Origin of the sequence: Streptomyces sp. NPDC050732, assembly GCF_040654255.1 — a bacterium.
Classification (GTDB): Bacteria; Actinomycetota; Actinomycetes; order Streptomycetales; family Streptomycetaceae; genus Streptomyces.
Genome location: NZ_JBFAHP010000044.1, coordinates 1 through 23,773 on the forward strand (window position 1 = coordinate 1; position 23,773 = coordinate 23,773).

The following is a 23,773-nucleotide window of genomic DNA, read 5'->3' on the forward strand; positions in this document are numbered from 1 at the left end:
GCCCCCGCCCACCCGCCCCTACCCCCGCAGGACGTCGCGGGGTGAACGGGTGGGTGGGTGGGAGGTATCCGCCGCGGAGCGGCGGGGTAGTGGTTCCTGCCCGCGCGGGACGGCGCAGGTCACCCCCGCCCACCCGCCCCTGCCCCTGCGGGGCGGAGCGGGGTAAACAGTGGGGTCGACCCCGCGGAGCGGTGCGGTGGGGTGCCGGACGGAGGCGGGGATGGGAGGAAGGGTGCCGGGGGGTGCCCCGGTTGAGGCGCCCCGCCCGTTAGATGCGGTTCAGGACCTTGCCCAGGAGTTCGCCCATGCGGGTGGCGCTGTCGCGGCCCGCCTGGAGGACCTCCTCGTGGTTGAGGGGCTCGCCCGTCATGCCCGCGGCGAGGTTCGTGACCAGGGAGATGCCGAGGACCTCCGCGCCCGCCTCGCGCGCGGCGATGGCCTCAAGCACCGTGGACATGCCGACCAGGTCCGCACCGATCGTGCGGGCCATGCGGATCTCCGCCGGGGTCTCGTAGTGCGGGCCGGGGAACTGGGCGTAGACGCCCTCTTCGAGGGAGGGGTCGATCTCCTTGCACAGGGCGCGGAGACGCGGCGAGTACAGGTCCGTGAGGTCGACGAAGTTCGCGCCGATGATCGGGGACGTCGCCGTCAGGTTGAGGTGGTCGCTGATCAGCACCGGCTGGCCGGGGCGCATGCCCTCGCGGAGGCCGCCGCAGCCGTTGGTCAGCACGATGGTCTTGCAGCCGGCGGCCACGGCGGTGCGGACGCCGTGCGAGACGGCGGCGACGCCACGGCCCTCGTAGTAGTGGGTGCGGCCCAGGAAGACCAGGACGCGCTTGTCGCCGATCTTGAAGGAGCGGATGCGGCCGCCGTGTCCCTCGACCGCCGGCGGCGGGAAGCCGGGCAGCTCGGTGACGGCGAAGTCGGCCTCGGGCTCGCCCAGCGCGTCGACGGCCGGCGCCCAGCCGGAGCCCATCACGAGGGCGACGTCGTGGGTCTCGGCGCCCGTCAGCTCACGCAGGCGCGCGGCGGCGGCGTCGGCGGAGGCGTAGGGGTCGCCCTGGATGTCGTCCGGAATAACTGAAGCGTTCACGCGGACGAGAGTAGCCGTTTATGGCCTACGCGCGTAGATGACGATGCTCACGGGATTCTGATCGTTGTCTTGTCGTTTCCGACGAGGTTTCCGACAAGGGCGACGAGCGGTGCCGTCAGCAGGGGCGTTTGCGGAGTTCCATCACGTAGTCGTGGGGGGCTCCGGCCGATTCGGCGGCGTCCGCCAGTTCGCCCAGGTAGCGCGCCGAGGGGAGCCCGCCCTCGTAACCGTTGAGTACGTACACCCAGGCCGGTTCCTCGCCCTCCAGCGTGTGGACGCGGACCCGCATGCGCCGGTAGATGTCGAGCCCGACGCCTTCCCAGCGGTCCATGGAGTCCTCGTCCATGGGGGCGATGTCGTAGAGCGTGACGAAGACCTGGGAGCGGGGGGCCTCCACGAGGGTGGCGAGCGCGCCTTCCCAGCCCATGTGCTCCCCGCCGAAGGTGAGCCGCCAGCCGTTCAGCCAGCCGGTCGCGCGCAGCGGTGAGTGCGGGGCGCGGCGTGACATGAGCCGCGGATCCAGATTGCCGGCGTACGCGGCGTAGAGCGACATGACGTCGAGGGTACGGCAGCAATCAAGTACGCCCCTCCTGAAGTGGAAGGACCGCCCGGACGGGGGGTCCTTCCACTGACGGAGGGCCCCGGCGCGTGACCACCTTGAAGCGTGCGGGACAATGGAGTACGTGACTCGGATCGTGATCATTGGTGGCGGACCCGGCGGATACGAGGCGGCGCTCGTGGCCGCCCAGCTCGGCGCGGAGGTGACCGTCGTCGACTGCGACGGTCTGGGCGGGGCGTCGGTGCTCACCGACTGCGTGCCGTCCAAGACTCTGATCGCCACGGCCGAGGTGATGACCACCTTCGACTCCTCGTACGAGGAGCTCGGGATCATCGTCGCGGACGACACCCCGCACATCGACAGCCCCGCGCGCGTGGTGGGCGTCGACCTGGGGAAGGTCAACCGCCGTGTGAAGCGGCTCGCTCTCGCGCAGTCCCACGACATCACCGCGTCCGTCACGCGTGCGGGCGCGCGCGTGCTGCGCGGTCGCGGGCGGCTCGAAGGGCAGCAGGACACCGACGGGTCGCGGAAGGTCGTGGTGCGGGCCGCCGACGGCAGCGAGGAGACCCTCGTCGCCGACGCCGTGCTGATCGCGACCGGCGGTCACCCGCGCGAGGTGCCCGACGCGCAGCCCGACGGCGAGCGGATCCTGAACTGGACGCAGGTGTACGACCTCGACGAGCTGCCCGAGGAGCTCATCGTGGTCGGCTCGGGTGTCACCGGTGCCGAGTTCGCCGGTGCCTATCAGGCGCTCGGGTCGAATGTGACCCTCGTGTCGAGCCGTGATCGCGTGCTGCCCGGTGAGGACCCGGACGCCGCCGCCGTCCTTGAGGACGTCTTCCGGCGCCGCGGGATGAACGTGATGTCCCGTTCGCGTGCCGCTTCCGCCAAGCGGGTCGGGGACCGGGTCGAGGTCACGCTCGCCGACGGGCGCGTCATCTCCGGCACGCACTGCCTGATGGCCGTCGGCGCCATCCCGAACAGCAGCGGCATGGGTCTGGAGGAGGCCGGAGTCAAGCTGAAGGACTCCGGGCACATCTGGACCGACAAGGTGTCGCGCACGTCCGCGCCGGGTGTGTACGCGGCCGGTGACGTGACCGGGATCTTCGCGCTGGCCTCCGTCGCCGCCATGCAGGGGCGCATCGCGATGTACCACTTCCTGGGCGACGCGGTGCAGCCGCTGAACCTGAAGGCCGTGTCGGCGAACGTCTTCACTGACCCCGAGATCGCGACCGTCGGCTACAGCCAGGCCGACGTCGACGGCGGCAAGATCGACGCCCGCGTCGTCAAACTGCCGCTGCTGCGGAATCCGCGCGCGAAGATGCAGGGCATCCGCGACGGATTCGTCAAGATCTTCTGCCGGCCGGGAACGGGCATCGTGGTCGGCGGTGTGGTCGTCGCACCGCGCGCTTCGGAACTGATCCATCCCATCTCGATCGCGGTCGACAACAATCTGACGGTCGAGCAGATCGCGAATGCGTTCACCGTGTACCCGTCGCTTTCGGGGTCGATCGCCGAGGTGGCGCGTCAGCTCCACACCCGGAAGACGGCCGGCGAGGGCTGATCGGAGCGGCGACCTGAAACAACTCCTCGCAGGTCACGCACTGTTGTCGCCCATTCGCACGGTATAGACACTCCGCGTAAGCACCTATACCACTTCCGACCCTGCGGTGCGCACAACTTCTGTAATTCGGCGCAAACTGCTGAAAGCAGACGGTCGTTGGGGTTACTGTCAGTTTCGTGTTCGCTGCAGAACGTCGCCAATTGATCCTCGAAATGGTGCGGGCCAACGGGGCGGTATCGCTCCGTGAGCTCGCCCGCGTCGTCCAGACCTCCGAAGTGACCGTACGGCGGGACGTGCGCGCGCTGGAGGCAGAAGGACTCCTCGATCGCCGACATGGCGGTGCGGTATTGCCGGGCGGATTCACGCGGGAGTCCGGCTTTCCGCAGAAATCACATCTCGCGACCGCCGAGAAGACGGCTATCGCCGATCTCGCGGCGGGACTCGTCGAAGAAGGCGAAGCCATCGTCGTCGGGGCGGGTACGACCACGCAGGAGCTGGCCCGCCGGCTCGCGCGGGTGCCCGGCCTGACCGTCGTCACCAATTCCCTTCTGGTGGCACAGGCGTTGGCCCACGCCAACAGGGTGGAAGTCGTCATGACCGGCGGCACCCTGCGCGGTTCGAACTACGCCCTCGTGGGCAGCGGTGCCGAGCAGTCCCTCCAGGGGCTGCGGGTGTCCCGCGCGTTCCTCTCGGGCAGCGGTCTGACCGCCGAGCGCGGCCTCTCCACGTCCAACATGCTCTCCGCGAGCGTGGACCGTGCGCTGGTCCAGGCGGCGGCCGAGGTCGTGGTCCTCGCCGACCACACCAAGCTCGGCACCGACACGATGTTCCAGACGGTGCCGACGGACGTCATCACCCGCCTGGTCACGGACGAGCCGCCGGGGCACGACGACCGGGCCGCCACGGAGCTGCAGGCGCTGGCCGACCAGGGCGTGCAGATCGCGGTGGCCGGCGGTGCCGCAGGCCCTGAAGCCGGGCCCGGTGTCGATTCCGTCCCGGCGGGGCGCCAGCCGCGCCGGGACGTGCCCCTGCCGGGTCAGCGGCGCACTCACGGGGCTGGCCCCGGCCAGCCGCTGCGCAGCGCGATCCTCGGGGAGCAGCCGCCCGGGGAGCGGGCGGCGCGGGTCGCGGACCTGCGCCGCCGCTGACACCGGGCGGGGCCGGGAGCGGACGGGGGCGCGGTGTTACGCCGCGGCCTGCCCGTCGGCCTTCAGGCCCCGCAGGGTCAGCGTGAGCAGGCGGTCGGCCAGCTCCGGATCGTCCGGAGTCTCCTCGGCCGCCAGCGAGATCGCGTTGGTCAGCTGGAGCAGGTCGGAGATGGAGACGTCGGGGCGCACCGCCCCTGCCTCCTGCGCGCGGACGAGCAGCGCCGCGCCCGCCTCGCGCATCGGCTTGCTGCACCGGGCGAGCGCCGAAGTGTCGTCGTGCGACGCCGACATGAGGGCGCTCGACAGGCCGCGGTACTCACCCGCATGAGTGATGATGGCGCGCAGCCACGCCACGAGCGCCGAACAGGGCTGCGGGTCGTCGAGCAGCGCGTGCGAGCGCGCGAGCAGGTCGCTCACGGCGTCCTCCCAGACCGCGCTCACCAGCGCGTGCCGGTTGGGGAAGTGCCGGTAGAGCGTGCCGATGCCGACCCCCGCGCGGCGGGCCACGTCCTCCAGGGAGGCGCCCGTGCCGTGCTCGGCGAAGGCGGCGCGGCCCTCGGCGAGCAGCTTGTCGTAGTTGCGGCGGGCGTCGGCCCGCATGGTGCGCGCCGACTGTGCCGCCTGCCGCGGCGCTCTCGCCTGCTGGCTCATGCCGGTCGTCATCCCCGCACCCTTCGTGAACGTACGCGTCCCTCAAGGATGCCACTGCCCGCGGAGCGCGACCGGCGCAGGACAGGCTCTCAGGACTCCCGGCGGGCGAAGAAGGCGTCCAGCTCCGCCCTGGCCCTGCGTTCGCGCCGGTGGGGCGGCAGGGCGCCGCCGCGCAGGTTCCGTGCCAGCCAGAGCACCAGCGGATACGTGACACAGGTGCCGACGGCGAGTCCGGTCAGCACCCCTGCGGTCAGCTCACCCATGATCATCAACTCACCTTCGTACGGGGCTTCGCGGGGCTCGGGCGGAAGCCGTCGCGGGCCGCGGCGATCATCGTGGCGCCGTTGTCCGGCGTCACCGCGCCGTAGCCCAGCAGCCGCCAGCGCCGGTCGACGGCGTCGCTCTCGTAGTACGGCACCGGGCCCGCCGCCGAAGGCACGAGGAGCGGCCCGGGTTCCCGCGCGCAGCCGTGGCAGGCGGCGACCTCTCCGGCGGGGACGGCCACGCGCGCGTGGCCGCGCTCGTGCAGCGGGTTGAAGTAGCAGGGCGGGTCGGGCCGCAGCGGCTGTTCCGTCACCAGGGCCTCCAGGGCACGCATCCCGATACGGCTGAACTCGACGCCCGCCACGAGCTCCCCTAGCGCGTGCGCGGCGTCGTACGCCGGGTCGGGGCTCAGCGGTCCGTCACAGGCCGGGAGGATCACCGAGTTGCTCGCCTGGATGGCCGCGGTGACGGCGAACAGGGCCAGTTCGGCCCGGAGTTCCGGCGGCAGCGAGCAGGTGTGGTCCAGCGTGTCGCCGAGCGCGGACGCGTCGCTGAGCAGCGCCGCGCGGCGCTCGGCGTGCGGGCGCAGGGCCTCGGGGTCGCCGCCCGGGTCCGGCAGCGGGGCGCGCCAGTCGGGCGCGGGCAGCGGCAGGGCGAAGGTGTAGGGGCGGCGGCGCCCCAGCGGCAGGCGGGTGAAGCGGCGCAGGAGCGCCACGGAGAGGCCCGCGGCAAGGCCCAGGACGAGTCCCGCCTCGTAGCGCTGCCCGGTGTCGGCGGTGGCCGCGAGCCAGCCGGTGGCTGAGATGGCGCCCGCCGCGGCCAGCAGGCACAGTACGTCCCCCGTACGTGTCACTGAAGTCCCCCCGTGGTCTTCGGCTCTACGGGAGGAAGGACGCCTGGGCGCCGCGCTGCGGTTGCGGGTTCTCCGTACCGTGGCTCGGCCGGTCACCGGCTTCGCCGAGTTCGTCCTCAATCGCCGGAGGGGCCGGAAAGCCGGCCCCTCCGGCGAGCGAAGAGCGGGGTCAGTCCTTGATCTCGCAGATCACCGCGCCGGAGGTCAGGCTCGCGCCGACCTCCGCGGTGAGGCCCTTGATCGTGCCCGAGCGGTGCGCGTTCAGGGGCTGTTCCATCTTCATGGCCTCCAGGACGACGACCAGGTCGCCCTCCTTGACCTCCTGGCCCTCCTCGACCGCGACCTTCACGATCGTGCCCTGCATGGGCGAGGCGAGGGTGTCGCCGGAGGCGGCGGGGCCGGACTTCTTGGCCGCGCGGCGCTTGGGGCGGGCGCCGCCCGCCGCCGCGGTGCGCGCGATGGTCATGCCGAGGGAGGAGGGCAGCGAGACCTCAAGACGCTTGCCGCCGACCTCGACGACGACCGTCTCGCGGCCCGGCTCCTCGTCCGTCTCGGTGTCCGCGGCCGCGGTGAACGGCTTGATCTCGTTGACGAACTCGGTCTCGATCCACCGGGTGTGGACCGTGAACGGGTCGCTGGAGCCGGTCAGTTCGGGTGCGAACGCCGGGTCCTTGACGACGGCACGGTGGAAGGGGATGGCGGTGGCCATGCCCTGGACGTCGAACTCCTCCAGCGCGCGGGCGGCACGCTGCAGCGCCTGCTCGCGGGTGGCACCCGTGACGATCAGCTTGGCCAGGAGCGAGTCCCAGGCCGGGCCGATGACCGAGCCGGACTCGACGCCCGCGTCCAGGCGGACGCCGGGGCCCGACGGCGGCGCGAACGTGGTGACGGTGCCCGGCGCGGGCAGGAAGTTGCGGCCCGGGTCCTCGCCGTTGATGCGGAACTCGAAGGAATGACCGCGCAGTTCGGGGTCGCCGTAGCCGAGCTCCTCGCCGTCGGCGATGCGGAACATCTCGCGGACCAGGTCGATGCCGGCGACCTCTTCGGTGACCGGGTGCTCCACCTGCAGACGGGTGTTGACCTCCAGGAAGGAGATCGTGCCGTCGACGCCGACGAGGAACTCGACGGTGCCCGCGCCGACGTAGCCGGCCTCCTTGAGGATCGCCTTGGAGGCGGCGTACAGCTGCTCGTTCTGCTCGGGGGTGAGGAACGGCGCGGGCGCCTCCTCGACGAGCTTCTGGTGGCGGCGCTGCAGCGAGCAGTCACGGGTCGAGACGACGACCACGTTGCCGTGCTTGTCGGCGAGGCACTGGGTCTCCACGTGCCGCGGCTTGTCGAGGTAGCGCTCGACGAAGCACTCACCGCGGCCGAAGGCCGCCACGGCCTCGCGCACCGCGGAGTCGTACAGCTCGGGCACCTCTTCGAGGGTGCGGGCCACCTTCAGACCGCGGCCGCCACCGCCGAACGCCGCCTTGATCGCGATCGGCAGGCCGTTCTCCCGGGCGAAGGCGACGACCTCGTCGGCGCCGGAGACCGGGTCGGGCGTGCCCGCGACCAGCGGGGCACCGGCGCGCTGCGCGATGTGCCGCGCGGCGACCTTGTCGCCCAGGTCGCGGATGGCCTGCGGCGGCGGGCCGATCCAGTTCAGGCCCGCGTCGATGACGGCCTGCGCGAAGTCGGCGTTCTCCGAAAGGAAGCCGTAACCGGGGTGGATGGCGTCCGCCCCCGCGTCCTTGGCCGCGGCCAGCACCTTGGAGATGTCCAGGTAGCTGGTGGCCGGAGTGTCACCGCCCAGCGCGAACGCCTCATCGGCTGCCCGTACATGCAGCGCGTCCCGGTCAGGGTCTGCGTAGACGGCTACGCTCGCGATCCCCGCATCCCGGCATGCCCGGGCAACGCGGACAGCGATTTCGCCACGGTTGGCGATGAGCACCTTGCGCACGATGGCTCCCTCCTTGAAACAAGCCGAGTTTAGGGACTGCCGACACGGGCTTACGACCCGTCCCCAATGGTGAGCTTGCCCACACGGAGTGTGACTCGAGACCGGCTAGGTTCGTGAAATCCCTTGTCGTACCGCGGTACGCAGGGTCCCTCCACGGCAGCGTAGCCCTCCGGTGTGGCCAAGGTCTCTGTGAGTCAGCGCTGCGGAGGCGGGGCTTTCTTTGTGGAGTCCCTACGAATGGCCCAATGATTCTTTGCCCCCGGCACAGCTCTTGTCCCGGGGTTTACCCGTTAGTAGCGTTCGCGATGGCTCGGACGTACTGGCGGTAACAGCAAGCGGAAGAGGGTGGGCGCCGTGGCGCGCAGACCGGTGGCCTGGGTGGGCGCGATCGTTCTCCTCGCGGAGGCGGTCGGCATCGCGCTCCTCAACTGGATCCTCGGCAGCGTCGTCGACAACCAGGACATGTCCCTGGCCGGCCTCGATCCGCGGGCGATGACCGTCTCGACCTGGATCGCCGGCGCCCTCATCGGCGGCTACCTCGCCCTGTGCGCGTTCGTCATGGCCCGCGCCGCCGCCCGCGACAGCGCCCCCGGCAACTTCGGACGCATCCTCCTGATCAGCTGCGCCGTCGTGCACGCGCTGCTCGGGGCCTTCTGCGTCGGCCTGGTCGGCTGGGCCGCGTTCGCCTTCATGATGGTCGTGCTCGGCCTGATCGTCCTCACGCTCGTGGCGTACGAGAAGAAGGCGCAGCAGGCCCTCGCGCCTACCGCTGCCACAACTCCGTGATGCCCACGCCCAGTTCGGCGAGGAGGCGGCGCAGCAGCGGCAGCGACAGGCCGATGACGTTGCCGTGGTCGCCCTCGATGCCGTCGACGAACGGCGCCGAGCGCCCGTCCAGCGTGAACGCGCCCGCCACGTGCAGCGGTTCGCCGCTCGCGACGTACGCGGCGATCTCGTCGTCGGAGGGCTCGCCGAAACGGACCACGGTCGACGCCGTCGCCGACGTGTACCGCCCGGAGGCGGTGTCGTAGACGCAGTGGCCCGTCTGCAGGACGCCCGCGCGGCCGCGCATGTCCTTCCAGCGGGCGGTGGCCTCCTCGGCGTCGGCCGGCTTGCCGAGCGCCCGGCCGTCCAGCTCCAGGACCGAGTCGCAGCCGACGACCAGTGCGCCCTTGGCCTCGGGCCGCGCGGCGACCACGGACGCCTTGGCCTCGGCCAGCGCGAGGGCGAGCTCGGCGGGGGTCGGCGCGGAGACCTTGTCCTCGTCGACACCGCTGACGATGACCTCGGGGGCGAGGCCCGCCTGCCGGAGCAGGCCGAGCCGGGCGGGGGACTGGGAGGCGAGGACGAGACGGCGGGGCTGATCACTCATGCGGTCAGCGTAGCGAGCGCCCGCGTGGCAGGGCGTGCGGCCCTCAGTGGATGCCGAGGACGAACATCGCGATCACCATTGCGAGGGCGAGGACCAGTCCCGTGCGGCGCATCCTTGCCTGAAGGTCCCGCATGTCCTTCGGAGGGTTGTCCTCCGGATCCGACCACAGCATGCAGTCGATGGTGCGACCGGACGGGCCGGGACGCCTGAGTACGCGTACTCAGTTCCCGGCCCGACCCACTTACCCGGGCCAGTACGTGCGGCCCCACGCCGTCGGGGACGGGGCCGGCAGCCGGTGCCTGGCCACCCGCGCGGGGTCGGCCCACGAGTCGGGCAGCGTGGGCGCGCCGGACGGCTGGCCGGCGACGGCCGCGGCACGCACCTGGACCACCGCCAGGGCGGCGGCGAGTTCCTCGGGGGTCGGGTTGCCCCGTACGACCTTGATCATGAGCCCTCCTGGGGGTCTGGAAGAGGGGTCTAGAGGGGGATGTTGCCGTGCTTCTTCGGAGGGAGGGATTCCCGCTTCGTACGCAGCTGACGCAGGCCGCGCACGAGGTGGGAGCGGGTTTCGGACGGCATGATCACCGCGTCCACGTAGCCGCGCTCGGCCGCCGTGTACGGGTTGAGCAGGGCGTCCTCGTACTCCTGGATGAGCTGCGCGCGGGCCGCCTCCTGGGCTGCCTCGTCGCCGGCGGCGGCGATGGTGCGGCGGTGCAGGACGTTCACCGCGCCCTGCGCGCCCATCACCGCGATCTGCGCGGTCGGCCAGGCGAGGTTCAGGTCGGCGCCCAGGTGCTTGGAGCCCATCACGTCGTACGCACCGCCGAACGCCTTGCGCGTGATGACCGTGATCAGCGGGACGGTGGCCTCCGCGTACGCGTAGATCAGCTTCGCGCCGCGCCGGATGATGCCCGTGTGCTCCTGCTCGACGCCCGGCAGGAAGCCCGGCACGTCCACGAAGGTGATGACCGGGATGTTGAACGCGTCGCAGGTGCGGACGAAGCGGGCGCCCTTCTCGGAGGCGTCGATGTTCAGGCAGCCGGCGAACTGCGTCGGCTGGTTGGCGACGATGCCCACCGGGTGGCCCTCGACGCGGCCGAAGCCGGTGAGGATGTTCGGCGCGAACAGCGGCTGCGTCTCCAGGAACTCGCCGTCGTCCAGGACGTGTTCGATGACGCCGTGCATGTCGTACGGCTGGTTGGCGCTGTCCGGGATCAGCGTGTCCAGCGCCAGGTCCTCGTCCGTGGGCGCCAGGTCCGCCTCCTCGGGGAAGGCGGGCGGCTCACTGAGGTTGTTCGACGGCAGGTACGACAGCAGGGACTTGACGTACTCGATGGCGTCCTTCTCGTCGCCCGCCATGTGGTGCGCCACGCCCGACGTGGAGTTGTGCGTGCGGGCGCCGCCCAGCTCCTCGAAGCCGACGTCCTCACCGGTGACGGTCTTGATGACGTCGGGCCCCGTGATGAACATGTGCGAGGTCTGGTCGACCATGACCGTGAAGTCGGTGATGGCGGGCGAATAGACGGCGCCGCCCGCGCACGGCCCGACGACCAGGCTGATCTGCGGAATGACACCGGACGCGTGCGTGTTGCGGCGGAAGATCTCGCCGTACATCCCGAGGGCCATGACGCCCTCCTGGATGCGGGCGCCGCCCGAGTCGTTGATGCCGATCACCGGGCAGCCGGTCTTCAGCGCGAAGTCCATCACCTTGACGATCTTCTGGCCGAAGACCTCGCCGAGCGCGCCGCCGAAGACGGTGAAGTCCTGCGAGAACACGGCGACCGGGCGGCCGTCGACGGTGCCGTAACCGGTCACCACGCCGTCGCCGTACGGCCGGTTCTTCTCCAGGCCGAAGTTGGTGGACCGGTGCTGCGCGAACTCGTCGAACTCGACGAAGGAGCCCTCGTCGAGCAGCAGTTCAATGCGTTCGCGCGCCGTCAGCTTCCCCTTGGCGTGCTGCTTCTCGACCGCTCGGGCCGAGCCCGCGTGCTTGGCCTCCTCGATGCGGCGCTGCAGGTCGGCAAGTTTTCCCGCGGTCGTATGGATGTCGATGGCGCCGTCTTCGGCGGTGCGGTCTGACGCGGGCACGTTGGGCTCTTCCGGCTCGGACATCGGGATGCGGCTCCCTGCCTGCTCAAAGGTGCTTGTCTACGGCTGTGCGGCTGGCTACTGACCCGTAGCGTATCGGCGCGCATACCGTTCGGCAGTGCGGCGTTTACCACACCTAAGGTGGCTTGCATGACGCCGTCAGATGCTGAAGACAACCGCTGGTCCGACCTCGACAGGCCGCCCCTCAACGCCGGGTCCCTGCGGCGGGCACTGCTGCGGGACGGCGGCCTGTGGTCCTCCCTCGACGTGGTGCCCGCCACCGGCTCCACCAACACCGACCTCGCGGCGCGGGCCGACGAGCTCCCCGAGGGCGCGGTGCTCGTTGCCGAGGAACAGAGCGCGGCGCGCGGCCGCCTCGACCGCCGGTGGTCCGCGCCCGCCCGCTCCGGGCTCTTCTTCTCCGTCCTCCTCAAGCCCGCCTCCGTACCGGTGGAGCGCTGGGGCTGGCTGCCGCTGCTCACCGGCGTCGCCGTCGCCACGGGTGTCTCGCGGGCGGCGGGCGTGGACACCGCACTCAAGTGGCCCAACGACCTGCTGGTGACCGTCGGTGAACAGGAACGCAAGGCGGGCGGCATCCTCGCGGAACGCGCGGGGTCGCCGTCCGGCGGCGGCGTCGTCATCGGCGTCGGCCTCAACGTCACGCTGCGCGAGGACGAGCTGCCCGTCCCGACGGCGGGCTCGCTCGCCCTGGCCGGCGCGCGGACCACGGACCGCGATCCGCTGCTGCGGGCCGTGCTGCGCTCCCTGGAACGCTGGTACGGCGACTGGCACGCGGCCGCCGGCGACCCGGCCGCGTCCGGCCTCCAGGAAACCTACGCCGCCGGCTGCGCGACCCTCGGCCGCCGAGTCCGCGCGGAACTCCCCGGCGACCGCTCCCTCGTCGGCGAGGCAGTAGCAGTCGACGGCGACGGCCGCCTGGTCCTGGCCACGGAGAACGGCGTACAGCAACCAATCGGCGCAGGCGACATCATCCACCTGCGCCCGGCCCCCTGATCCGCCCCCGAAGGCCGACCGGGCCCCGCAGGGGCGGCGGACGGCTCGGGCCCCGCAGGGGCGCGGGAACTGCGCGATCAGCCACGATGCGCCTGCGGGCGGCGGACGGCCTGGCGCGCCACACGCTGCGGTGCGGCGAGTCGCCGGGGGCCGGTTGGTCAGGGGCGCGGGGAACTGCGCGACCGGCCACGGCGTGCCTGCGGGCGTGCGACGGCCTGGCGCGCCACACGCTGCGGTGCGGCGAGTCGCCGGGGGGGGGGCCGGTTGGTCAGGGGCGCGGGGAACTGCGCGATCAGCCACGGCGTGCCTGCGGGCGGTGGACGGCGGGGCGTGGCACACCTGCCGTGGCGGGTTTTCGCGGGGACGAGCCCCAGACCCCACGCCGTCAAGCGACACCTCGGGGGAGTCGGGAGTGAGCTGCGGCACACCTGCCGTAAAGTTGACGCCGGTCGATACCTGACCGCGGCAGATCGGAAGGGCAGCAGGCGTGACCGTCGACGACACGGGCTCCGGCGAGGGTGCACACCCCGGTGCGGTGCCGGACGCGGACGGTGCGAGAGACGTCTCGGGGGTGCCCGAGGTGGACGAGAAGAGCGAAGGCGACGCGGAGAGGGACCCGCTCGCCCTCCGCCTCGAACAGCTCATCCTCGGTGCCGACCGCCGCTACACCCCCTTCCAGGCGGCCCGCAGCGCGGGCGTCTCGATGGAGCTGGCGTCCCGCTTCTGGCGGGCCATGGGCTTTCCCGACATCGGCCAGGCCAAGGCGCTGACCGAGGCGGACGTGCTGGCCCTGCGCCGCCTCGCCGGCCTCGTCGAGGCGGGCCTGCTGAGCGAGGCCATGGCCGTGCAGGTGGCCCGGTCGACGGGGCAGACCACGGCCAGGCTCGCCGAGTGGCAGATCGACTCCTTCCTGGAGGGGCTCACGGAGCCGCCCGAGCCCGGCATGACCCGCACCGAGGTCACGTATCCGCTCATCGAGCTGCTCCTGCCCGAGCTGGAGGAGTTCCTCGTCTACGTGTGGCGGCGCCAGCTCGCCGCCGCCACCGGTCGCGTGGTGCAGGCCGCGGACGACGACGAGATGGTCGACCGGCGGCTCGCCGTCGGCTTCGCCGACCTCGTCGGCTTCACCCGGCTGACGCGGCGCATGGAGGAGGAGGAGCTCGGCGAGCTCGTCGAGGCCTTCGAGACGACGGCGGCGGACCTCGTCGCCGCGCACGGCGGACGGCTCATCAAGACCCTCGGCGACGAGGTCCTGTACGCCGCCGACGACGCGGGCGTCGCCGCGGAGATCGCGCTGCGGCTCATCGAGACCATGGCCAACGACGAGACGATGCCGGAGCTGCGCGTCGGCATCGCCTTCGGGACCGTGACGACCCGCATGGGCGACGTCTTCGGCACCACCGTGAACCTCGCGAGCAGGCTCACGTCGATAGCGCCCCGGGACGCCGTCCTCGTGGACGGCGCGTTCGCGGAGGAGCTGACGCGGACGGGCGACGCGCCGGCCTCCGAGACGGAGGCCGCGGAGGCGGCGGCGGTGGCCGAGAAGGAGGGCGAGGAGCCGCCCTCCTACCGTTTCGCGCTCCAGCCGATGTGGCAGCGGCCCGTGCGCGGCCTCGGCGTCGTCGAACCGTGGCTGCTGGCCCGCCGCGGCTCCTAGCACGTGCATGCCACCCCTTTCGGGAGCCGTCCCCGGCTGACATGATCCCCGGGTAACGGTCGTTAACCGGAGGTGGAGGAGGCGTCATGGGTGACGAGCAGCGGTACGGGGAGTACGTGGCGGTCAGGCGGCACGGCCACGTCGTCGAGCTCGTCCTGGACCGCCCCAAGGCGATGAACGCCGTCTCCTCGGAGATGGCCCGCTCCATCGCGGCCGCCTGCGCCGCGCTCTCCGACGACCAGGAGGCCCGCGTCGTCGTCCTGACGTCCACGCACGAGCGGGCCTTCTGCGTGGGCGCCGACCTGAAGGAGCGGAATTCCTTCAGCGACGCCGAGCTGCGCCGCCAGCGCCCCACGACCCGGGCCTCCTACACCGGCGTACTGGAGCTGCCCATGCCCACCGTCGCGGCCGTGCACGGCTTCGCGCTCGGCGGCGGATTCGAGCTCGCGCTCTCCTGCGACATGATCGTCGCCGACCCGACCGCGGTCGTCGGGCTCCCCGAGGTCTCCGTCGGCGTCATCCCGGGCGGCGGCGGCACCCAGCTCCTGCCGCGCCGCGTCGGCGCCGCCCGCGCCGCCGAGCTGATCTTCTCCGCGCGCCGCGTGGAGGCCGCCGAGGCGCGGGAGTTGGGCCTGATCGACCTGCTGGTGGCGGAGGGCGAGGCCCGGACGGAAGCGCTGGCGCTCGGCGCCCGCATCGCCGCGAACTCGCCCGTCGGCCTGCGCGCGGCCAAGCGCGCCCTGCGCCTCGGGTACGGCCTCGACCTGCGGGCGGGCCTGGAGGTCGAGGACGCGGCGTGGCGCACGGTGGCCTTCTCCGGCGACCGGGCGGAGGGCGTCGCGGCGTTCAACGAGAAGCGGAAGCCGGAGTGGCCCGGGGAGTAGGGGCGCGCCCCTCGGGGCCTGCCAGGGCCTGCCAGGGCGTGTCGGGGTCTGTCGGGGGCTCACGTTCCGTGATGTCCCGAAGTTCCAAACCGGAGCAAACCTCCTAGCCTGGGGAAATGGGAGAGGATGTCCGGCTTCGGGCCGTGGTGGAGCTGGCGCAGGGAATGGCCGCCGCGCACACTCCGCGCGAGTCCTGGCGGGCGGCCGCCACCGGCGCCTGCTGCGCGCTGAACGGGAGCTTCGCGGCGCTGTCCGTCTGGGAGCGGGACATGGGCCGGCTGCGGGTCCTGGTGAACGCCGGGCGGCGCGTCCAGGGCGAGGAGGAGTTCCCGGAGAACGAGGCGTATCCCGTGAACCGGTTCCCCGAGATCACCGAGTTCCTGCACGAGCACTGGGCGGGCGGCGGCGAACCGCACGCCTGGGTCGAGACGGCGGAGGGCCCCGCGGACTCCCGCGCGCCCGGCTACTGCCACCAGCGCGTGGCCGCACTGCGCCGCAGGGGCCGCGGCTGCTGCGTCGTCGCGCCGGTCGTGCTGCACGGGCGCGCGTGGGGCGAGCTGTATGTGGCCCGTCCGCCGGGCGTCCCCGTCTTCGGCCGGGCCGACGCCGACTTCGCGACGGTCCTCGCCGCGGTGGTGGCCGCAGGGATCGCGCAGACGGAGCGCCTGGAGGAGGCGCGCCGCCTCGCCTACACCGACGCGCTGACCGGCCTCGCCAACCGCCGCGCGGTCGACCTCAAGCTCGACCGGGCGGTGGAGCGGCACCTCGCCGACGGGGCCGTGGTGAGCCTGGTCGTCTGCGACCTGAACGGACTCAAGCGGGTCAACGACACCCAGGGCCACGCGGTCGGCGACCGCCTCCTGGAGCGCTTCGGCTCGGTCCTCTCGCTCTGCGGCGCGATGCTGCCCGGCGCGCTGGCGGCGCGCCTCGGCGGCGACGAGTTCTGCCTCCTCTCGGTCGGCCCCACGGCCGACGAGGTGGTGCGGGCCGCCGACGAACTCTGCGTACGGGCGGCCGAGTTGGAGCTGGGTGACGGGGTCGCCTGCGGTGTCGCGTCGACCGGCGACCCGATCGGCCCCGTGCGCTCGGCCCGCCGCCTCTTCCGCCTCGCCGACGCGGCGCAGTACCGCGCGAAGGCCGCACGCGCGCCGAAGCCGGTGGTGGCAGGACGCGAGGGCGCGGACGACCCGGTGGTCCGCCTCGCCGACTCGCCGCCGGGGGTCCCCTGGGCGGGGGAGCGCCGGAGGTTCCGGGGCCGACGCCCCCCTGGCGGCCAGGACGGGCCCTAGGGCGCGGCTGACCTCGCGGTAAGTGGCTCCTGCGGAATCCACCCGTGACACTCGGCGATTCAGTCCGTACGCTGCTGAATATGGATATGCACAGCGTGGGCACCGTGGCCCTTGGGACGTCCGGGACGACCGCGGCGGACGTCATCGCCGTCGCGCGCGGAAACGCACGGATCGAACTGACCGCCGAGGCGCTGGCGGCACTCGCCGCGTCCCGCGAGATCGTCGACGCGCTCGCCGCCAAGCCCGAGCCGGTGTATGGCGTCTCGACCGGGTTCGGCGCCCTGGCCAGCCGCCACATCGGCCCCGACCTCCGCGCCCAGCTCCAGCGCAACATCGTCCGCTCGCACGCGGCAGGCATGGGCCCGCGCGTGGAGCGCGAGGTCGTCCGCGCGCTGATGTTCCTGCGCCTCAAGACGGTCTGCTCGGGCCACACGGGCGTGCGCCCCGAGGTCGCGCAGACGATGGCCGACGTACTGAACGCGGGCATCACGCCCGTCGTCCACGAGTACGGCTCGCTCGGCTGCTCCGGCGACCTCGCGCCGCTCAGCCACTGCGCGCTCACGCTGATGGGCGAGGGCGACGCGGAGGGCCCCGAAGGTGAGCTGAAGCCCGCGGGCGAGCTCCTCGCCGCGCACGGGATCGCGCCGGTCGAGCTCCGCGAGAAGGAGGGCCTCGCCCTCCTCAACGGCACCGACGGCATGCTCGGCATGCTGATCATGGCCCTCGCCGACCTGGACACCCTCTACAAGTCGGCCGACATCACGGCGGCCCTCACCCTCGAAGCCCTGCTCGGCACGGAGAAGGTCCTCGCCCCCGAGCTGCACGCCATCCGCCCGCACCCGGGCCAGGCCGCCTCCGCCGCCAACATGCTGGCGGTCCTCGCCGGTTCGGGCCTCACCGGGCACCACCAGGACGACGCGCCGCGCGTGCAGGACGCGTACTCGGTGCGCTGCGCCCCGCAGGTCGCGGGCGCGGGCCGGGACACGATGGCGCACGCGCGGCTCGTCGCCGAGCGCGAGCTGGCGGCCGCCGTCGACAACCCCGTCGTCCTGCCCGACGGCCGGGTCGAGTCGAACGGCAACTTCCACGGCGCCCCGGTCGCGTACGTCCTGGACTTCCTCGCGATCGCCGCCGCCGACCTCGGCTCCATCGCCGAGCGCCGCACGGACCGCCTCCTCGACAAGAACCGCTCGCACGGCCTGCCGCCGTTCCTCGCGGACGACGCGGGCGTCGACTCCGGCCTGATGATCGCCCAGTACACGCAGGCGGCGCTGGTCAGCGAGATGAAGCGCCTCGCCGTCCCGGCATCGGCCGACTCCATCCCGTCCTCCGCGATGCAGGAGGACCACGTGTCGATGGGCTGGTCGGCGGCCCGCAAGCTCCGTACGGCCGTCGACAACCTGGCCCGCATCGTCGCGATCGAGCTGTACGCCGCCACGCGCGCCGTCGAGCTCCGCGAAGGCCTCACTCCCGCACCGGCGACGCAGGCGGTCATCGAGGCCGTCCGCAAGGCGGGCGTGGAGGGCCCGGGCCCGGACCGCTTCCTCGCGCCGGACCTCGCGGCGGCGGACGCGTTCGTCCGCACGGGCGCGCTCGTGGCGGCGGTGGAGCCGGTCACGGGTGCGCTGGCGTAAGTGAGGCGGGGGCGCGGTCACTTGAGGGGGACGGCGCCCTCTTCCACGATCACCTCGCGGATACGGGACACGAGGGTGTCCCAGGGGCGGGCGTCGACCACGGGGAGGGAGTGCAGGGCGGCCTCGCGGCTCAGCCGGTGCGAGTACGCCGCGCTGATCTCGGCGCGCTCCCTCTGGACCCCGTGCTCCGGCTCCCGCGAGGCGTAGTTGAGGGCGATCCGCTCCGGGTCGCCCTCGTGCACGAACACGGCCCGCACGCGCCGGCCCCTGGCGCTCCCCTCGCGGATGGCCCGCGCGGCGGCGGCCGGGGTGAGGTAGTCGCCCTCGACCACGGCGGGCACGTCGACCGTGAGGCGGTTGCGCACGACGCCGAGGACGGCGGGCTCCAGGGCGCGGGCGGTGGCGATCTGCAGTTCGAGTACGCGGTCGGCGGAGAGGTCCGCGGCGTCCCCGGCCCCGTCGAAGTGGTGCAGCCCCGGGTGCTGCTCGGCGGTGGTGATCGCCTGCACGGCTTCGACGACGTCGTCGAACTCGACGACGAAGGCGCTGTGCACTCCGGCGAGCCGGGCCGCCAGCCGGCTCTTGCCGACACCGGAGGCGCCGCCGATGAGCAGGATGTCCCAGGGTGCGTCGTGCGTCACGGGGTGACGGTATCTCCGGGGCGCGGCCGTGTCAGGGGCGGGCCCCGATCATCGACAGCAGCTGCTCGTGGGTCCCGGCGTCCGCCGCCGCCACAAGTCCGCGGCCCCCGGCCCCGAGCGGGGCGCCGTCGACCCCGGTGACCACGCAGCCCGCCGCCCGGCACAGGGCGATACCCGCGGCGAAGTGCACGCTCTGCGAGAGGTCGCCGCCGTCGGTGACGTACGCGGCGCGCCTGCCGGCCGCGACCCAGGCCAGGGCCAGCGTCGTGGACACGACCCGCGGCCGGAACCCGGCGACGAAGCCGGGGCGGGCCAGCAGGTCCACGGCACGGAAGCCGGGGGCGCTCGGGAACGGCGGATCCAGGTTGACGTCCACCAGGCGGGTCGCGGACGTGGGGGACAGGGGGGTGTCGACCGGGGTGTCGACCTCCTCGTGCCGGACCCAGGCCGTGCTCCCGTCGGTGCGGAAGACCTCGCCGCTGAACGGGTCGGCCACCGCGGCAGCCCCGTCGCGCAGCGCGACGTTGACGGCCACGAGCATGCTGCCGACGGCGTAGTTCAACGTCCCGCACAGGGGGTCCACCAGCCACTGGCGGGCGGCGTCCACGGCCCCCTGCTGCCCGCCTTCCTCGCCGAGCAGCGAGTCTTCCGGCCGGGCGGCGCGGATGACGTCGAGGATCGCCTTCTCCGCCGCCACGTCGGCAGCGGTGGCGAAGTCCCCGGCCCCCTTGTCGAACCGGTCGAGCCGCCGGCCGTACAGGGCCCGCACCACGTCCGCCCCGGCACGTGCCGCGGCTGTCGCGACCTCGACATCATCGGAATACGTGGATGAGTTGCTCACGCCGCGCAGAGTAGCCGCGGTCGTGGCACGGGCCCTGAGCTAGGCCGCGTTGCCCCCGCGCGGAGACCTCTCCCTGCGGACAGAGAAGACCACGAAACCCGCCCCCAGGCTCAGGAACGCCGAGCCGCCCACCAGGTACGGAGTCTTGTCCAGGCCGCCCGTCCCGGTCAGGGGGGCCGAGGCCGTGGCGGTGGTCTCGTGGTGGGCGGACGTGGCGGTCGCGGACGACGTGGCGGGGCGGTCGTCCCGGGGGGCGTCGGGTGTCGCGGGGGAGGTCGCGTTCGCGGAGGGAACGAAGCACAGGGCGCCGAGGAGGGCTCCCGCGGCGGCGGTGGTCAGCAACGATCGGCGTGCGGACACGGAATCGGATCCCCCTTGTGGCGCTGGCGAATTGGCCGTGTGGGGCGATGCTAATGAAAGGTGCGGGTCGCGGGAAAGTCGCGAGGTGCGGGGGCCGTACGCTCCGTCGTATGACTGGAGACGAGACATCACGGTTTGTACGGCTACGGGTGGAAATGGTGGTCGAGGTCGGCGATGCCGAGAAGCTGACCGGCGCCGCCCTCGGCCGCATCGCCGAGGACGCACACATGCCGGCCGAGGAGCGGGCACACGCCGAGACCGCTGTCCGGGAGGACGTCGCCGAGGCGCTGGCCTACCTCGTGGACCCCTTCGACATGGTCGGCCAGGTGCCGGGGACCGAGCTCAGCCGGGCCTCCTGGAGCAGTGAGCCGGTCGACTTCGACCCCGATTCGCCGGACTGGGACCCGGACGAGGATGATGACGAAGAGGACGACGAGTTGTAGGGCGCGAGCGGCAGGGCACGAGCGGTGGGCCGGATCCTGATTGAAGGATCCGGAATCGGGAACCCCGGGCAGCAACCGCCGCCCGGGGTTCCGTCGTCTCAGCCTGCGCGGTGATCGGCGGGAGGAATCCGGTACCGGCAGTCCAGTACCGGAGACGTGGTGTTCCCCACATTCCCCGCAGATGTGGAACGGGACGAACCGGGCAGGACGTTATGCGGGGTTACGGGGGACTCCCGGGACGCTCGGGGTTGACTTCGGGGATTCGGCAACTATGGAGATGCGTGTGATGACGGACAGTAGGCCTCGCAGGCTCGGGCGCGGACGCAGGAGCGTCGCGGCCGTGTCCGCTCTGATGGGCGGCGTGCTCGTGCTCTCGGCGTGCGGCGGCGACGACGGCGACAAGGCCTCGGGCGGCAAGGAGTCGCAGAACCAGGTCGACGAGGCGGCGGCCGAGAAGACCTCCGCCGCCCGGATCGAGATCGCGCCGAAGAACGGCTCCGACAACGCAAGCATCAACAGCGACGCCAAGGTCACGGTCACCGAGGGCACGCTGACGAACGTGACGATGAAGCCCGCCGACGGCGGCGCCGCCGTCCAGGGCCGGATATCCGCGGACAAGAAGAGCTGGCAGCCCAGCGGCCAGCTCGAACGCGCCACGAAGTACAAGATCTCGGCGACCGCCCAGGACTCCGAGGGCCGCAAGGCGCACGAGAACTCGGCGTTCACGACCGTCTCGAAGGCCAACAGCTTCATCGGCAACTTCACGCCCGAGGACGGCTCCACGGTCGGCGTCGGCATGCCCGTGTCGATCAACTTCGACAAGGCGATCACCAACAAGAAGGAAGTCCAGTCCGCGGTCAAGGTGTCGTCCGACAGCGGCGAGGAGATCGTCGGCCACTGGTTCGGGGCGAACCGCCTGGACTTCCGCCCCGAGAACTACTGGAAGGGCAACTCCACCGTCACCCTGAAGCTGAACCTCGACGGCGTCGAGGGTGCCGACGGTGTCTATGGAGTGCAGCAGAAGACCGTCCAGTTCAAGATCGGGCGCAATCAGGTCTCCATCGTCGACGCCAAGACCAAGACGATGAAGGTCACGCGGGACGGCAAGGTCGTGAAGTCCATCCCGATCTCCGCGGGCTCGCCCGAGAACAAGACGTACAACGGCAAGATGGTGATCTCCGAGAAGTTCAAGGAGACCCGCATGGACGGTGCGACCGTCGGCTTCAAGGACGGCGACGGCAAGGGCGAGTACGACATCAAGGACGTGCCGCACGCCATGCGTCTGTCGAGCTCCGGCACCTTCATCCACGGCAACTACTGGGGCTCGCCCTCCATCTTCGGCGGCGCGAACACCAGCCACGGCTGCATCGGCCTCCAGGACGCCAAGGGCGCCAACGACAAGAGCACGCCGGGCTCCTGGTTCTACGAGAACTCCATCACCGGTGACGTCGTCGACGTCCGCAACACCGGCGACAAGACCATCGCCCCGGACAACGGCCTCAACGGCTGGAACATGGACTGGGCGCAGTGGAAGGCCGGCTCCGCCGTCTGACCCCTGCTCGACCCCTCGTTCGAGCCCTGAGCGGCCCGCACCCCGTACCGGGTGCGGGCCGCTCTCATGTCCGGCTCGGTTTGGTCCGGCTCGGCTCAGGCCGGGACGAAGACCGCGCTCACGGTGTACGGACGGTCCATCGTCAGCGTCACGTTCTCCTCGGTGATCTCGTGGCGCCGGCCGTCGACGACCCAGGCGGCGACGCGGTATCCGGCGGCGGGGCTCGCGGTGAGGCCGACGGTGGTCCCGGGGGCGTAGGGGCCGTGGACGGCGGGGCGGACCGTGCCGTTCGGAGTCGCTTCGAGCCTGAGCGGATACCGGGTGCGGGCGACTCTCGACGTGCGGTATCCCGCGACGACCGGGGCGGTCCTGCGGGCCAGCGACGCGTTGTCGTTGTGCTCGTCGCCCAGGGGCTGGCCTTCGACGGTGTTCTCCGGGTTCGAGTACTGGTTGACGGGGCCGCAGGGGGCGCCGCAGCTCTGCGCGTAGGCCATCAGGGAGTGGTGGTCGCGGCGCGGGGTGATCCAGCCGGTGCCGTTCGGGGAGTTGAGCAGCCGGCGGTAGGCGCCGGGGGCGTTGTGCTCGGCGAGGGTGGTGCGGTCGTGGAACAGGCCGAGGTTGTGGCCCAGTTCGTGCCCGAGGTTGTACCACTTGACCAGGGACTGGACGTCGACGGCGGAGAAGGCGAGCGCGCTGTCCAGGCGGCCACGGGTGGGCAGGCTGGCCTGGCCCGACGAGCCGACGGGCACGTCGTTGACGACGGTGACCAGGTCGGCGCCCACCCGCTCCCTGAGGCGGTGCGCGGCCGCGCCCAGGTCGGCGTCCCCGGGGGCGGACAGCTTGTCGAGCATGAGGTCGGGCGTCTGGTCGCCGCGGTAGCCGGTGTCGTACCTGCCGACGATGTCGATCCTGGCCGCCACGCCACTGTCGGCGAGGGCCTGGTTCATGAAGGACTCGGCCATCCCGAGGCGGGCCGCCATCGCCTGCTCGCCGCCCACGCGCCGCACCGCGGCCGGTGTGTGCCCGGCCACGACGTCGATGACGGCGGGGGCCGCGGGGTCGGCCGGGGCGCGGTCCTTGAGGGAGTCGCGCAGTTCGCGAGCGGTCCCCTCGTGGCGCGGGGCGCCGTCGGGGGTGGGGGCGCGGCGGGCCCGCGGGTCCTCCTCCGTGATGCGCAGCCGCGGGCGCTCTCCCGGCGTTCCCGATGCTCCCGGCTCTCCTGGCCGGGTCGTGACGTGGTACGTGCGGGCTCCCAGGTCGACCAGGGCGTCGACGGCGGGACCGGTGCTCCGGGCGGTCCAGGCGCCGGGGTGCGTCTCCGGTTGCGCCCCATCGGCGTGCCCGCACACCTGGCTCGCCGCGATCACCGCCCGCTGGGCCGGTTCCCCCTTGACGTGGCCGGTCCACGTGACGGTGTCCCCGTCCACTTCGCGGCCTTCCTGGACGACGGTGACCCGCATGCCGGGAAAGAGGCCGAGATCGTGCTCGGCGGGACGGCCGAAGCCGCCGGACGCGCACAGCCACCGGTAGGCGGCGAGGTCGAGGCCGACGGTGCGTTCCCGCAGTACGTCCGTCCCGTCGGCGGCGGGGCGCTGGCCCGACGGGCGCGGCTCGGCCGACGCGGCCGTGGTCAGGCACAGGGCGGCGGAGAGGCAGGCCAGCCGGATCGCGCCGCGCGGGCGCAAACGTCGCGTCGAGATCGTCGGACTCATGGCATTTGTCGTTCCACTGCGGGGGTGCACGGCAACCGCGGCCCTGAGCACATCACCCGAACGCGGTGGCATGCATTCCGCAATTGGCTTGATCCGGCCAATTGCCGTTAAGGCACACCAATTTCGGACAGCATCAACTCCGCACTCCAGCCTCTCTATTGAGCAGGTGTTCGCCCCTCGGCATACTTCGACCTCCAGGGGCTGCAGCCCCT

Annotated in this window: 24 protein-coding genes; 10 read left to right on the forward strand and 14 right to left on the reverse strand. The window is 72.2% G+C overall.

The annotated features are described in order from the left end of the window. Positions 1–268: 268 nt before the first annotated feature. On the reverse strand, positions 269–1,093 hold the full coding sequence (locus AB0H82_RS31435) for a purine-nucleoside phosphorylase (protein ID WP_362998769.1): 825 nt from the start codon (positions 1,091–1,093) through the stop codon (positions 269–271). A gap of 115 nt (positions 1,094–1,208) precedes the next feature. Continuing rightward, entirely contained in the window at positions 1,209–1,646 is a 438-nt protein-coding gene (locus AB0H82_RS31440) for a gamma-glutamylcyclotransferase (RefSeq protein ID WP_362998771.1), read from the reverse strand. 121 nt (positions 1,647–1,767) lie between these two features. Between AB0H82_RS31440 and AB0H82_RS31445 the strand changes: the two genes are divergently transcribed. Continuing rightward, entirely contained in the window at positions 1,768–3,216 is a 1,449-nt protein-coding gene (locus tag AB0H82_RS31445) for an NAD(P)H-quinone dehydrogenase (RefSeq protein ID WP_362998773.1), read from the forward strand. A gap of 176 nt (positions 3,217–3,392) precedes the next feature. Then, a complete protein-coding gene (locus AB0H82_RS31450; RefSeq protein WP_362998775.1) occupies positions 3,393–4,364 on the forward strand; it encodes a DeoR/GlpR family DNA-binding transcription regulator in 972 nt (323 codons plus the stop codon). 36 nt (positions 4,365–4,400) lie between these two features. Here the strand turns inward: AB0H82_RS31450 and AB0H82_RS31455 are convergent, their stop codons facing one another. The 4 genes from AB0H82_RS31455 to AB0H82_RS31470 all read right to left on the reverse strand — a co-directional run bounded on the left by AB0H82_RS31455 (position 4,401) and on the right by AB0H82_RS31470 (position 8,074). Beyond that, positions 4,401–4,964, reverse strand: a complete 564-nt coding sequence (locus AB0H82_RS31455) for a helix-turn-helix domain-containing protein (protein WP_362998905.1) — start codon at positions 4,962–4,964, stop codon at positions 4,401–4,403. A gap of 140 nt (positions 4,965–5,104) precedes the next feature. Next, positions 5,105–5,278 carry a hypothetical protein gene (locus AB0H82_RS31460; protein ID WP_362998777.1) on the reverse strand — a complete coding sequence of 58 codons (174 nt, stop codon included), beginning with the start codon at positions 5,276–5,278 and terminating at the stop codon, positions 5,105–5,107. Between the two features lie 5 nt (positions 5,279–5,283). Continuing rightward, positions 5,284–6,132 carry a hypothetical protein gene (locus AB0H82_RS31465; RefSeq protein WP_362998779.1) on the reverse strand — a complete coding sequence of 283 codons (849 nt, stop codon included), beginning with the start codon at positions 6,130–6,132 and terminating at the stop codon, positions 5,284–5,286. A 169-nt stretch (positions 6,133–6,301) separates the two neighbouring features. Beyond that, positions 6,302–8,074: a biotin carboxylase N-terminal domain-containing protein gene (locus tag AB0H82_RS31470; RefSeq protein WP_362998781.1), complete on the reverse strand. Its 1,773-nt coding sequence runs from the start codon at positions 8,072–8,074 to the stop codon at positions 6,302–6,304. Between the two features lie 354 nt (positions 8,075–8,428). Between AB0H82_RS31470 and AB0H82_RS31475 the strand changes: the two genes are divergently transcribed. Beyond that, entirely contained in the window at positions 8,429–8,860 is a 432-nt protein-coding gene (locus AB0H82_RS31475) for a hypothetical protein (protein WP_362998783.1), read from the forward strand. On the opposite strand, the gene AB0H82_RS31480 is transcribed toward AB0H82_RS31475, so the two are convergent. The 4 genes from AB0H82_RS31480 to AB0H82_RS31495 form a co-directional block, all read right to left on the reverse strand. Further along, positions 8,838–9,446: a nucleoside triphosphate pyrophosphatase gene (locus tag AB0H82_RS31480; RefSeq protein WP_362998785.1), complete on the reverse strand. Its 609-nt coding sequence runs from the start codon at positions 9,444–9,446 to the stop codon at positions 8,838–8,840. The two genes, AB0H82_RS31475 and AB0H82_RS31480, sit on opposite strands and share 23 nt — an antisense overlap. A 43-nt stretch (positions 9,447–9,489) precedes the next feature. Then, complete coding sequence (locus tag AB0H82_RS31485) at positions 9,490–9,618, reverse strand: hypothetical protein (RefSeq protein ID WP_362998787.1); 129 nt, start codon at positions 9,616–9,618, stop codon at positions 9,490–9,492. A 69-nt stretch (positions 9,619–9,687) separates the two neighbouring features. Next, complete coding sequence (locus AB0H82_RS31490) at positions 9,688–9,894, reverse strand: acyl-CoA carboxylase subunit epsilon (protein ID WP_362998789.1); 207 nt, start codon at positions 9,892–9,894, stop codon at positions 9,688–9,690. Between the two features lie 29 nt (positions 9,895–9,923). Further along, positions 9,924–11,558, reverse strand: coding sequence for an acyl-CoA carboxylase subunit beta (locus tag AB0H82_RS31495; protein WP_362998791.1), 1,635 nt, complete (start codon positions 11,556–11,558; stop codon positions 9,924–9,926). Positions 11,559–11,684: 126 nt separating this feature from the next. Between AB0H82_RS31495 and AB0H82_RS31500 the strand changes: the two genes are divergently transcribed. From AB0H82_RS31500 to hutH, 5 genes are all read left to right on the forward strand, one after another. Then, the gene (locus AB0H82_RS31500) at positions 11,685–12,548 is read left to right on the forward strand and encodes a biotin--[acetyl-CoA-carboxylase] ligase (protein ID WP_362998793.1); all 864 of its coding nucleotides are present in this window, start codon (positions 11,685–11,687) and stop codon (positions 12,546–12,548) included. Between the two features lie 487 nt (positions 12,549–13,035). Beyond that, positions 13,036–14,205: an adenylate/guanylate cyclase domain-containing protein gene (locus AB0H82_RS31505; RefSeq protein WP_362998795.1), complete on the forward strand. Its 1,170-nt coding sequence runs from the start codon at positions 13,036–13,038 to the stop codon at positions 14,203–14,205. Positions 14,206–14,291: 86 nt separating this feature from the next. Beyond that, entirely contained in the window at positions 14,292–15,089 is a 798-nt protein-coding gene (locus AB0H82_RS31510) for an enoyl-CoA hydratase-related protein (protein WP_362998797.1), read from the forward strand. Between the two features lie 116 nt (positions 15,090–15,205). Further along, positions 15,206–16,378: a GGDEF domain-containing protein gene (locus AB0H82_RS31515; RefSeq protein ID WP_362998799.1), complete on the forward strand. Its 1,173-nt coding sequence runs from the start codon at positions 15,206–15,208 to the stop codon at positions 16,376–16,378. 80 nt (positions 16,379–16,458) lie between these two features. Beyond that, complete coding sequence (gene hutH, locus AB0H82_RS31520; protein ID WP_362998801.1) at positions 16,459–18,012, forward strand: histidine ammonia-lyase; 1,554 nt, start codon at positions 16,459–16,461, stop codon at positions 18,010–18,012. Positions 18,013–18,029: 17 nt separating this feature from the next. On the opposite strand, the gene AB0H82_RS31525 is transcribed toward hutH, so the two are convergent. Genes AB0H82_RS31525 through AB0H82_RS31535 form a run of 3 tightly spaced genes read right to left on the reverse strand, consistent with a single transcriptional unit; the run spans position 18,030 to position 19,854 of the window. Continuing rightward, positions 18,030–18,653, reverse strand: a complete 624-nt coding sequence (locus AB0H82_RS31525) for an AAA family ATPase (protein ID WP_362998803.1) — start codon at positions 18,651–18,653, stop codon at positions 18,030–18,032. Positions 18,654–18,684: 31 nt separating this feature from the next. Next, the gene (locus tag AB0H82_RS31530; protein WP_362998805.1) at positions 18,685–19,494 is read right to left on the reverse strand and encodes an inositol monophosphatase family protein; all 810 of its coding nucleotides are present in this window, start codon (positions 19,492–19,494) and stop codon (positions 18,685–18,687) included. 39 nt (positions 19,495–19,533) lie between these two features. After that, a complete protein-coding gene (locus AB0H82_RS31535) occupies positions 19,534–19,854 on the reverse strand; it encodes a hypothetical protein (protein ID WP_362998807.1) in 321 nt (106 codons plus the stop codon). 110 nt (positions 19,855–19,964) lie between these two features. Here AB0H82_RS31535 and AB0H82_RS31540 point away from each other — a divergent pair, with 110 nt between their 5' ends. Further along, positions 19,965–20,297: a hypothetical protein gene (locus AB0H82_RS31540; protein ID WP_362998809.1), complete on the forward strand. Its 333-nt coding sequence runs from the start codon at positions 19,965–19,967 to the stop codon at positions 20,295–20,297. Between the two features lie 286 nt (positions 20,298–20,583). After that, a complete protein-coding gene (locus AB0H82_RS31545; protein WP_362998811.1) occupies positions 20,584–21,849 on the forward strand; it encodes an Ig-like domain-containing protein in 1,266 nt (421 codons plus the stop codon). 95 nt (positions 21,850–21,944) lie between these two features. Here the strand turns inward: AB0H82_RS31545 and AB0H82_RS31550 are convergent, their stop codons facing one another. Then, a complete protein-coding gene (locus AB0H82_RS31550) occupies positions 21,945–23,561 on the reverse strand; it encodes a M12 family metallo-peptidase (protein WP_362998813.1) in 1,617 nt (538 codons plus the stop codon). Between the last annotated feature and the right edge of the window lie 212 nt (positions 23,562–23,773).